Source organism: Pseudomonadales bacterium (assembly GCA_024234215.1).
Taxonomy (GTDB): domain Bacteria; phylum Pseudomonadota; class Gammaproteobacteria; order Pseudomonadales; family UBA5862; genus JACKOQ01.
This window is the reverse complement of record JACKOQ010000007.1, coordinates 44,542-54,859: the sequence shown is the minus strand read 5'-3', so window position 1 is coordinate 54,859 and position 10,318 is coordinate 44,542. Positions and strand designations below refer to the sequence as shown.

At 63.1% G+C, this 10,318-nt stretch carries 7 protein-coding genes; 6 read left to right on the top strand and 1 reads right to left on the bottom strand.

Annotated features, from left to right (window positions below):
* The 6 genes from H7A13_11775 to H7A13_11750 all read left to right on the top strand — a co-directional run.
* A partial coding sequence (locus H7A13_11775) for a glycosyltransferase (protein MCP5334014.1) occupies positions 1–219 on the top strand: 219 nt, incomplete at its 5' end.
* A gap of 150 nt (positions 220–369) precedes the next feature.
* Positions 370–1,950, top strand: coding sequence for a VPLPA-CTERM-specific exosortase XrtD (gene xrtD / locus H7A13_11770; protein MCP5334013.1), 1,581 nt, complete (start codon positions 370–372; stop codon positions 1,948–1,950).
* A 113-nt stretch (positions 1,951–2,063) separates the two neighbouring features.
* Positions 2,064–3,794: an undecaprenyl/decaprenyl-phosphate alpha-N-acetylglucosaminyl 1-phosphate transferase gene (locus H7A13_11765; GenBank protein ID MCP5334012.1), complete on the top strand. Its 1,731-nt coding sequence runs from the start codon at positions 2,064–2,066 to the stop codon at positions 3,792–3,794.
* A gap of 144 nt (positions 3,795–3,938) precedes the next feature.
* The gene (locus H7A13_11760; GenBank protein MCP5334011.1) at positions 3,939–6,326 is read left to right on the top strand and encodes a tetratricopeptide repeat protein; all 2,388 of its coding nucleotides are present in this window, start codon (positions 3,939–3,941) and stop codon (positions 6,324–6,326) included.
* A 253-nt stretch (positions 6,327–6,579) separates the two neighbouring features.
* Positions 6,580–7,866 carry a CoA transferase gene (locus H7A13_11755; GenBank protein ID MCP5334010.1) on the top strand — a complete coding sequence of 429 codons (1,287 nt, stop codon included), beginning with the start codon at positions 6,580–6,582 and terminating at the stop codon, positions 7,864–7,866.
* 16 nt (positions 7,867–7,882) lie between these two features.
* The gene (locus tag H7A13_11750; protein MCP5334009.1) at positions 7,883–9,145 is read left to right on the top strand and encodes a CoA transferase; all 1,263 of its coding nucleotides are present in this window, start codon (positions 7,883–7,885) and stop codon (positions 9,143–9,145) included.
* A gap of 59 nt (positions 9,146–9,204) precedes the next feature.
* Here H7A13_11750 and H7A13_11745 read toward each other — a convergent pair whose 3' ends face one another.
* The gene (locus tag H7A13_11745) at positions 9,205–10,287 is read right to left on the bottom strand and encodes a 3-deoxy-7-phosphoheptulonate synthase (protein MCP5334008.1); all 1,083 of its coding nucleotides are present in this window, start codon (positions 10,285–10,287) and stop codon (positions 9,205–9,207) included.
* Positions 10,288–10,318: the final 31 nt, after the last annotated feature.

The following is a 10,318-nucleotide window of genomic DNA, read 5'->3' as shown; positions in this document are numbered from 1 at the left end:
GACCTGACCGAGGGGCGCTTTTCGGCGCAGCAGGCTTCGCTGTATGCCCGACCCAATGACGCGATCGATCTGGCCGAGAAGATGCTCGAACTGCTGGACGACCCGCAGCGGATGCGCACGATGGGCGAGTATGGCCGCAACCGCGTCGAGAGCGAGCTGGAGTGGAAATATGAAGCGCCAAAGCTGCTGGCCGCCTATCAGCGGCTGTTTGGTGACTGATCCGTCATTTTTTCGTGGATAATTCAGCGCTGCATGATGGTACTTTCCATGAAACTAGGGAATCGGGCGCAAAACTCCCGGATGACCCAATCCAATAACCAGGGTGCCGACGGACTCCGTTCCCCATCTTTTTTCGAGGTTTGAACAGCCATGAATGGGTCATTGCTTGGCAGGCACCCGGTGCAGTGGAATTTTCTGCTGCTGTTTCTTCTGCTGATCGCGCTGGTGGCCGGTGCCCTGGCCTTCGACAGCGGTCTGGCCTGGCTGGGCAAGGAGTGGGGGCGTGAGGAGTACAGCCACGGCTATCTGCTGGTGCTGGTGGCCCTCTTTATGGTGCTGCAGAAACGCAGCGAGCTGCATCTGGCCAGTCCGGCCGACCGCTCCACCTGGCTTGGATGGGCTGCGTTGCTGGCCGGCCTGCTGGCGCTGCTGCTGGGGCGGCTGACCACGCTGCACATCATCGAGCACTATGGTCTGCTGATGGTGATCTTCGGTCTGAGTGGCGCGCTGCTCGGCTGGCGCGGCGTGCGGCTGATCTGGCCCGGGCTGTTGCTGCTGGTGTTCGCCATTCCGCTGCCGCCGTTTTTGTACAACAACCTCTCGGGTCAGTTGCAGCTGATCTCGTCGCAGATCGGGGTGGCGGTGATCTCGCTGTTCGACATTCCGGTCTATCTCGAAGGCAATGTGATCGACCTCGGGGTGTATCAGTTGCAGGTGGTGGAGGCGTGCAGCGGCCTGCGTTATCTCTTTCCGCTGATGAGCTTTGGCTACATTGCCGCCTACCTCTACAAGGGGCCATGGTGGCACCGGTTGCTGGTGCTGTTGTCGACCATTCCGATCACGGTGTTGATGAACAGCTTTCGCATCGGGGTGATCGGCGTCACCGTTGATCGCTGGGGCATCGAGATGGCCGAAGGCTTTCTGCACGACTTCGAGGGCTGGGTCATCTTCATGAGCTGCACCGCCATCCTGCTGCTGGAGATGTGGCTGCTCAACTGGAGCCGGCGCAACCACGAGCCATTCCGTGAGGTGTTCGGTGTCGATTTCGGCGGCAATGCCTCTCCCGGCGCCTTTGCCGGTCGACCGCTGCCGACCGCCTTCGTCGCCAGCGTGGTGGCGCTGGTCATCGCGATGGGCGGGATGTTCGCGTTGGGCGAGCGTCAGGAGCTGATACCGACGCGGCAGGAGTTCCAGCAGTTTCCGCTGACGCTGGATGGCTGGAAGGGCAAGAGTCAGCGCATCGAGGACCGCTATCTCGACTCACTCAAGCTGACCGACTATCACATGGCCGACTATCTGTCGGCACAGGGCGACTGGGTCAATTTCTACGTGGCCTACTACGACTCGCAGCGCAGCGGTGCCTCGGCGCATTCGCCGCGCTCCTGCATTCCCGGCGATGGCTGGCGCATCTCCAATCTCGAAACGCAACCGGTGCCGGGCATCGAGATTGCCGGCCATCCGCTCACCATCAACCGGGTGCAGATCCAGAAGGGTGACAATCGACAACTGGTCTATTACTGGTTCCAGCAGCGCGGCCGCATCATCAACAATGAGTATCTGGTGAAGTGGTATCTGTTCTGGGATGCGCTGACCCGCAACCGCTCCGATGGTGCTCTGGTGCGCTTCACCACGCCACTGCGGCCCGGTGAGCAGTGGGCAGAGGGTGACGCCCGCATCCGGGAGCTGATCCGGCAGGTGGGACCGAAGATCGTGGCCTATGTGCCCGAATAGAGACACTGTGCCCGGTGGGGATGGGCTTGAAATGCGCCGGATTCGTCGGCTCCTTCAGGACGATCAACTGGAGCGCGGCGTGGATTTTTTCAACAGCAAGGTGATGGTTGCGCATGTTCAGTCCTGATCTGTTGACCACCTGGTCCACGCAATTGGCGGATCGGTGGGCACCGACATTTGCCGAGTTCTCATTCGAGGGCGTGGAGCAGTCGCCCGCGATGCTGATCTTCGTTGCCGTCAGTGCGATGCTGGTCAGCGTGGTGCTGATTCCGCTGATGATCCGTCTGGCGCCCTGGCTCGGCATGGTGGATGCACCGAACGAGCGCAAGGTGCATCTGGCGCCGATCCCCCGTGTCGGCGGCATCGGCATCGTCGTCGGGGCGCTGATTCCGATTGCGCTGCTGCTCGGCAGCGACCCGCTGGTGCAGTGCTATCTGTTCGGCGCGCTGGTGCTGTTCCTGTTCGGCGCCTGGGATGACCGCAACGAGTCGGGCCACTTCTTCAAGTTCATCGGCCAGTTTCTGGCGGTGGTGCCGCTGGTCTGGTATGGCGGTCTGCGGGTCGAACACCTGCCGTTGCTCGATTCGGTCACGCTGCCGGCGGCGGTGGCCATTCCGTTCACCGTGGTGGCGATGGTGGGGGTGATCAACGGCGTCAACCATGCCGATGGGCTGGATGGACTTGCCGCCGGCGAGGTGCTGCTGTCGCTGATCGTCATCGCCTTTCTGGCCTATCTGGCCGGGGGCAGCATCACCTTGCTGATCGCCATGGCGGTGATTGGCGGCATTCTCGGTTTTCTGCGCTTCAACAGCCATCCGGCCCAGGTGTTCATGGGTGACAACGGCAGCCAGTTCCTCGGTTTCACGCTGGCCTTTCTGGCGGTGCGTCTGACCCAGTACACCAACAGTGCATTGAGTCCGGCGGTGGTGGCCCTGCTGATCGGTCTGCCGGTGATCGACATTCTGGGAGTGTTCTATCTGCGTGCGGCCAGCGGCAACAACTGGTTCAAGGCCAGCAAGAACCACATCCACCATCGGCTGCTGGGGCTGGGATTCACCCACCACGAGACCGTGGTCGTCATCTATTCGATACAGGCGCTGTTCGTGTTTGGTGGCTGGTGCCTGGCCTATGAACCGGACGGGCTGATCCTGCTGCTCTATGTCGCGGCCTTTGCCGGCATCTATGCGGCCTTGACCCTGCTGGAGCGCGGCGGTTGGCGTGTCGGTCAGAACGGGAAAGGCGGGTTCTTTCCCCACTGGCTCGATCGAGGTTTGGTCCGCAACCTGTTCAGACGCGGTGCGGTGGCAGTGATTCTGCTGCTGATCCCGCTCTATCTTGTGCTGGTGCCGGCCCTGCTGACGACAGTGCCGCGCGATTTCGCGCTGGTGGCCGCGGTGCTGGCCGTCGTGCTGCTGGCCGAGATGCTCTTCGTCCGGCGCCGCCCGTCGATTCTGGCGCGTGGTGTGGTCTACATTGCCGCGCTCTTTTCCGCCTACCTGTATCAGGAGCACTCGATTCCGCTTTTCAACGGCCTGATCTGGCCGAGCTGGCTGTTCTATGGCGTTCTGGCCGTGGCGAGCGGCGTGGCGATACGTTACTCGTATGAGATCAACTTCCGCACCACGCCAACCGATTTTCTGGGTCTGTTTCTGGTGCTGGCGGTTGCGCTGTTGCAGTTTTCCGGGGCGGTCGAGAGCGGTTTCATGCTGCTTGCCGTCAAGTTTCTGGTCATTCTTTATGGATGCGAACTGCTGGCGATGCGTGCCCGCAGTCAGCGCAATCTGTTGAATTTTTCGGCACTGGGTGGCCTGACCATCCTGGCCGTGCGCGGTCTGCTGCCATAGCGTGCAGGTCGCTGGAGGTGCCGTGCCGGCATCCGGAGTTTTGCGAAAGCGGCTGGGTGCGTCAGCCAAATTGCAATAGACTTCCCGGACAATGTTCGAATCGCGGAACGTTTTTTCAAATCTGATCAATCAAGGGGACAGCAGGTGCCAGTGCATGCAAAACGGTTGAAAGTGGCCGCAGTGGTCGGGTTGAGCCTGCTGCTGCTGGCCTGTGGTGGGGCCGAGGAGCGCAAGGCGAAGTACCTGGCCAGTGGCAAGGCGTTGATGGAGCAGGCCGATTACGCCAAGGCGCGGCTCGAGTTGCGCAATGTGCTGAAGATCGATCCCAAGGATGTCGGCGCGCTCTATCTGCTGGGGCAGCTTGAAGAGAAGCAGCAGAACTGGCGCAAGGCCTACGCCTACTATCAGCAGGTGGTCGAGCTCGATTCCAGCCATGTCGATGCGCGACTGAAGCTGGCACAGATCTACCTGCTGAGCAACGATGCCGACAAGGCGCTGGAGCAGGTGACCGAGGTGCTGAAGCTGGCACCGGACAAGTCCGATGCCCTGGTGATGCGCGGCATCATCGCTGGCCGCAAGGGTGACAACGAGGCCGCATTCAGGGATGCCAGCCAGGTGCTGGAGAAAGATCCGGCCAACATCCCGGCCGCCACGGTGCTGTCGGCCAACTACGAGGCGAAGGGTGACCTGACCAATGCCATTGCGGTGCTGGAGCGCAGCAGCAGCCAGAACCCGAAGGAGGCCAGTCTGCAACTGCTGCTGGCACGGCTCTATGAAAAGAGCGGCCAGAGCGAAAAGAGCGCGCAGGCGCTGAAGCAGATCATTGCCCTGCAGCCGCAGGAGTTTTCGCACCGGCTGCGTCTGGCCCGTTACTACAACGCCCATGGGCAGCAGGCCGAGGCCGAGCAGATTCTGCGTGATGCCATTGCCGCCGATGCCACGGCGGTTCCGCCCAAACTGGCGCTGATCGAGCTGATTGGCAAGCAGCAGGGCTTCGAGGCGGCGGAGCAGAGCCTGCGCGGTTTCATCGAACAGGAGCCGAAGAACCACACGCTGCGCTTCGGACTGGCCGATCTCTATCGAAGTGCCCAGCGCGAGCAGCAGGTGATGGAGGTCTACCGCGAGATCATCAAGCTCGATGGCGAGGGCAAGGAGGGCATCAAGGCGCGCAACAGTCTGGCTGGCTATCTGCTCGCACAGAAAAAGGTCGACGAGGCCGACACCCTGACCAGCGAAGTGCTGAAGGCCGATCCCAAGAACCAGGATGGCCTGATCAACCGCGCCGCGGTGGCGCTGGTGCGTGAGCAGCCCGATGCGGCGATCACCGACCTGCGTGCGGTGCTGAAGGAGCAGCCCAATGCCATCCGTGCGATGCGGTTGCTGGCGCGGGCGCACCTGCAGAAGAAAGAGGTCGAGCTGGCGCGTGACACCCTGCAGAAGGCATTGCAGAGTGCGCCACAGGAGCGCGAGCTCTACCTCGAACTGGCGCAGATCTCCCTGGAGAGCGGCGATGCCAAGGCCGCCATTGCCACGCTGGAGCAGTTGAACCAGGCACTGCCGAACGACCAGGATGGATTGCGCAGGCTGGCCGAACTGCAACTGAACGACAAGCAGTGGGGCAGCGCGCGGGAGACGGCCGAGAAACTGAAGGCGGCCTTCCCCGACCAGCCATTGGGCTACTATCTGGCCGGCCTCAGCCATCAGGGCGAGCAGGTCTTCGAGACCAGCATCAAGGAGTTCCAGCAGGCGCTCGATCGCTCACCCAATGCGATCGAACCGCTGGTGGCGATCAGCCGCTCCTATCTGGCGCTCAATCAGGTGGATGCCGCGCTGGCAAACCTCGAAAAGACGCTGAAACAGAATCCGCAACACAGCGTGGCGCTCAATCTCAAGGGCGAGATTCTGCTGGGCAAACGTGATCATGCGGCTGCCGAGGCTGCGTTCCGCCGTGCCATCGAGGTCTCGCCGAAGTTCCCGGCACCCTATCTCAACATGGCCAAGCTGCACATGGCCCGCAAGGCGCCGCAGCAGGCCGCCGCGATGCTGAAGCAGGGCCATGAGGCCACCGGAGAGATGATGCTCTGGTTGCAGTTGGCCAACCTCTACGAGTCCACCGGACAGATCGATCAGGCGATCAACGAGTACCGTGCCATTCTGGCCAGCTCACCGCAGATCGAGGTGGCGGCCAACAACCTGGCGGCACTGCTGAGCGACCGCGACAACCCGACCCTGCTCAAGGAGGCGCTGACGCTGGCCAAGCAGTTCGAGAACTCGAAGAATCCGCTCTACCGCGACACGCTGGGCTGGGTCTACTACCGGCAGGGCGACATGGCGCAGGCGATCGCCCACCTCGAGGAGGCGCAGCGGCTGGCCCCCAACGTGGCGGTGATCAACTACCACCTGGGGCTGAGCTATCAGAATGCCGGGCGCACGGAAGAGGCCAAGGCGCGGTTGCGCGCCGCGCTGGAACAGGCCAAGGGCGAATCCTGGATCAGTGATGCCAGGGGCGCGCTGGCGAAGCTGGGAGGTTGAGGATGTCGCGATGCAACAGCGTCTGCTCCGGCGCTGTTGCAGCATCGGGCGGGCACCGCCCATTGCGTGATGAAGCAGCGCGGAACGTTGCAACGAAGATCGATTTCGGGCGATGATGGACGCGCATGTCACCCGGATCAAGACGGCAGGCGCAGGGTGATCTGGCGACCAGCAATGACCACCAATAACAATAATCAACGCTGAATCAACTGCTGTCGTAACCCCGATTCAGCACCACATGGAGTGCGGGGCAATGAGTCAACCCACCCGAGCCGCTGCGGCTCAATCGCAGGCCGGCCCGCTTGCGCCCTATCGTGTGCTCGATCTGACCACCGAGCGGGGCTGGATGTCCGGCAAGATTCTGGCCGATCTGGGTGCGCAGGTGCTCAAGGTCGAGCCGGTTGGCGGCGATCCGGGCCGTCACCGTGGACCTTTCTACCAGGACCGGGCCGATCCCGAACACTCGCTGCGCTGGTGGTTTCTCAACCGCGGCAAGCGCTCGATCACCCTCAATCTCGAAACCGAAGATGGCCGGGCGCTGTTCCGGCGGCTGCTGTCGCAGACCGACCTGCTGCTCGAATCCTTCGCGCCGGGCCATCTCGCCCGCCTCGGTATCGATCATGCGCAGTTGATGGCAGAGCATCCCAGGCTGGTCTGGACCTCGATCACCCCTTTTGGCCAACTGGGTCCGCATGCCCGGTTCCAGGGGCCGGATCTGATTCTGACCGCGCTCTGTGGTTCGATCTTTCTGACTGGTGATCCTGACCGCGCACCGGTGCGGGTCTCGGTGCCTCAGGCCGATCTGCATGGTGCGGCCGAGGGGGCGCTCAACAGCCTGTTCGCGCTCTACCATGTCTCCGGTGGCGGCAGCGGCCAGCATGTCGACGTGGCGGCGCAGCTTTCGGCGACGCGGGCATTGATGAATGCGACCCCCTTTCCAAAACTCGAAAACAAGAATCTGGTGCGGCAGGGCATCTGGGCCGAAAGTGGTGGATTCAAGCGGCGCGCCATCTATGGCTGCAAGGATGGCCATGTCTGCATCATGCTGACCGGCGGCGTGCTGGGTGCGCAGACCATCGGCGCGCTGCTCGAATGGGCGGCGGCCGACATGACCGTGCCGGCGATACTGCTCGACACCGACTGGAAGGCGCTCGATTTCGGCGCGCTGATCCGCAATCCCGAAAAAGCCGAGCTGTTCACGCTGCTTTCGGATTTCCTGCTCGAATTCTTCATGCTGCACGACAAGGCGACCCTCTATGCCGGCGCGCTGCAGCGGCGGGTGCTGCTGGCGCCGATCAGCACGGTCAAGGACATCAGTGCCGACGAACAGCTGATCGCGCGTGAATTCTTTCAGCAGGTCGAGCACCCTGGCATTGGCGAGGTCCGCTATCCGGGGCCCTGGGCCAAGCTGTCGCAGACGCCGCTGCCGGCGCTGTCGCGTGCGCCCACCATCGGCGAACACAACGAAGAGGTCTATTGCGGCAGACTTGGCCTCGATCGACAGCAACTGGTTCGCCTGGCCGGCGCCGGCGTACTCTAGCAAGGAGCATCGAACAATGAACAAGCAGCCCTTTTCCGGACTCAAGGTGTGGGACATGTCCTGGGTCGGCGTCGGTCCGCTGACGGCCCGTTATCTGGCCGACCATGGTGCGACCGTGGTGCGGCTCGACAGCAGCAAGCGACCGGACATCCTGCGCACCGCGCCGCCCTTTCAGAAAGGGCAGCCCGGTCTCGACAATTCGATGTTCTATGGCGATTACAACTGCTCCAAGCTGGGGCTGGGGCTCGACATGGCCCAGCCCCAGGGACAGGAGATCGCCCGGCGGCTGGCGCTGTGGGCCGATGTGCTGATCGAGAGCTTCACGCCGGGCAACCTGGCCAAGTGGGGGCTCGACTACGAGACGCTGCGGCACGAGCACCCAAGTCTGGTGATGCTGTCGACCTGCATGCAGGGGCAGACAGGTCCGCGCGCGCACTATCCCGGCTTCGGCAACCTGATGGCCGCCCACAGCGGCTTCTATGCGGTGACCGGCTGGCCCGACGGCACGCCGGTGCCGGTCTATGGTGCCTACACCGACTTCATCGCCCAGCGCTTCACCACCTGCGCGCTGGTGGCGGCGCTCGATCATCGGCGCCGTACCGGTCAGGGGCAGTACATCGATGTCTCCCAGTTCGAGGCCGCCAGCCAGTTTCTCGGCACCGAACTGCTCGACTACGCCGTCAATGAGCGGGTGGCCGACCGCGCCGGCAACGCCGCGCCGAGTGCCGCGCCCCATGGGGTCTACCCTTGCCGTGGGGAGGACCGCTGGGTGGCGATCGCCGTGGAGGGGGATGCGGCCTGGCAGGCGTTGAAGCAGAAGATGGGCGCGCCGGCCTGGGCCGAGGATGACCGTTTTCAGACGCTGAGCGGCCGGCTGACGCATCAGGCGCTGCTCGATCAGCACCTCGGTGACTGGACCCGTGATCAGGATGGTCGCGCCCTGATGTACCTGCTGCAGCCGGAGGTGGCCGCCGCACCGGTGCAGTCGCAGTCCGATCTCTATGAAGACCCCCAGGTGCTCTATCGCGGTTACTTCGTCGAGTTGGAGCACTCGGTGATGGGGCGGGTGCCCTACAACGGCAGTCAGGCGGTGCTGTCGCAGACTCCGGCCCTGCTCAGCCGCGCATCGCCCTGTGTCGGCGAGGACAGCCTCTATGTGCTGGAACAGCTGCTGGGCATGGACCCGGCCGAGGTCGATCAGCTGGTGGCAGCCGGCGTGGTCGAGGTCTCGGCATCGGGCCGCAAGGGGGGGAGGACCGCGCACACCGCCGCGGGTTGATGCGGTTGCGCGCTCCCCTTCGCCATGCGGACGAGGGGAGCGCGCAGCGTCGCGGTTGATCAGCTGCCGAGGCTGCGACGGCGTTGCGGCAGGTGGTCGACCAGGCGACGGCGCATCAGCAGCAGCGCTTCTTCGGTGGTCTTCCAGTCGACGCAGGCATCGGTGACCGAAACCCCCCGCTTCAACTGGGTCAGATCAGCCGGAATCGGCTGGTTGCCCCACTCCAGATTGCTCTCCAGCATGACGCCGATGATCGACTGGTTGCCCTCCTGAATCTGGTGGGTGATGTCTTCGAGCACCAGCGGTTGCAGTGCCGGATCCTTGTTGGAGTTGGCGTGGCTGCAATCGACCATGATGTTGGCGGGAATCCTGGCTTTTGCCAGTTGCTGTTCGCAGATGGCGATGCAGACCGAGTCGTAGTTGGGCCGGTCGTTGCCGCCGCGCAGCACGATGTGACCATAGCGGTTGCCCCGGGTGCGGATCACCGACACCTGCCCCTCGGGGTTGATGCCGAGGAAGCTGTGCGGATGCTTGACCGACTTCAGTGCATTGATGGCCACTTCGAGGCCACCATCGGTGCCGTTCTTGAAGCCGATCGGCATCGACAGACCGCTGGACATTTCACGGTGGGTCTGCGATTCGGTGGTGCGGGCACCGATCGCCGACCAGGCGATCAGATCCTGCAGGTACTGCGGCGTGATCGGGTCGAGCGCCTCGGTGGCGGTCGGCAGTCCGAGTTCGCCCAGCTCGACCAGCAGCCTGCGGCCCATGCGCAATCCTTCGTCGATGCGGAACGAGTCATCCATGTAGGGGTCGTTGATCAGCCCTTTCCAGCCGACGGTGGTGCGCGGTTTTTCGAAGTAGACCCGCATCACCAGCACCAGCGTATCCTCGACCTGCCGGGCCAGTTGCCGCAGCTTGCCAGCGTATTCGCGGGCGGCATCCAGGTCATGAATCGAACAGGGTCCGACGACGACGAAGAGGCGATGGTCCTTGCCATCGAGGATGTTGCAGAGCGTCTGTCGACCGGCCGCGACCGTCGACTGGGCCAGTTCGGAGGCGGGAATTTCGCGCTTCAGTTGCACCGGGGTCAGCAGCACATCCTGCGAGATGACGTTGATGTTTTCCAGGGAGTGGGGCATGGCGATCGTTGTCGAGTCTATGAATTGACGA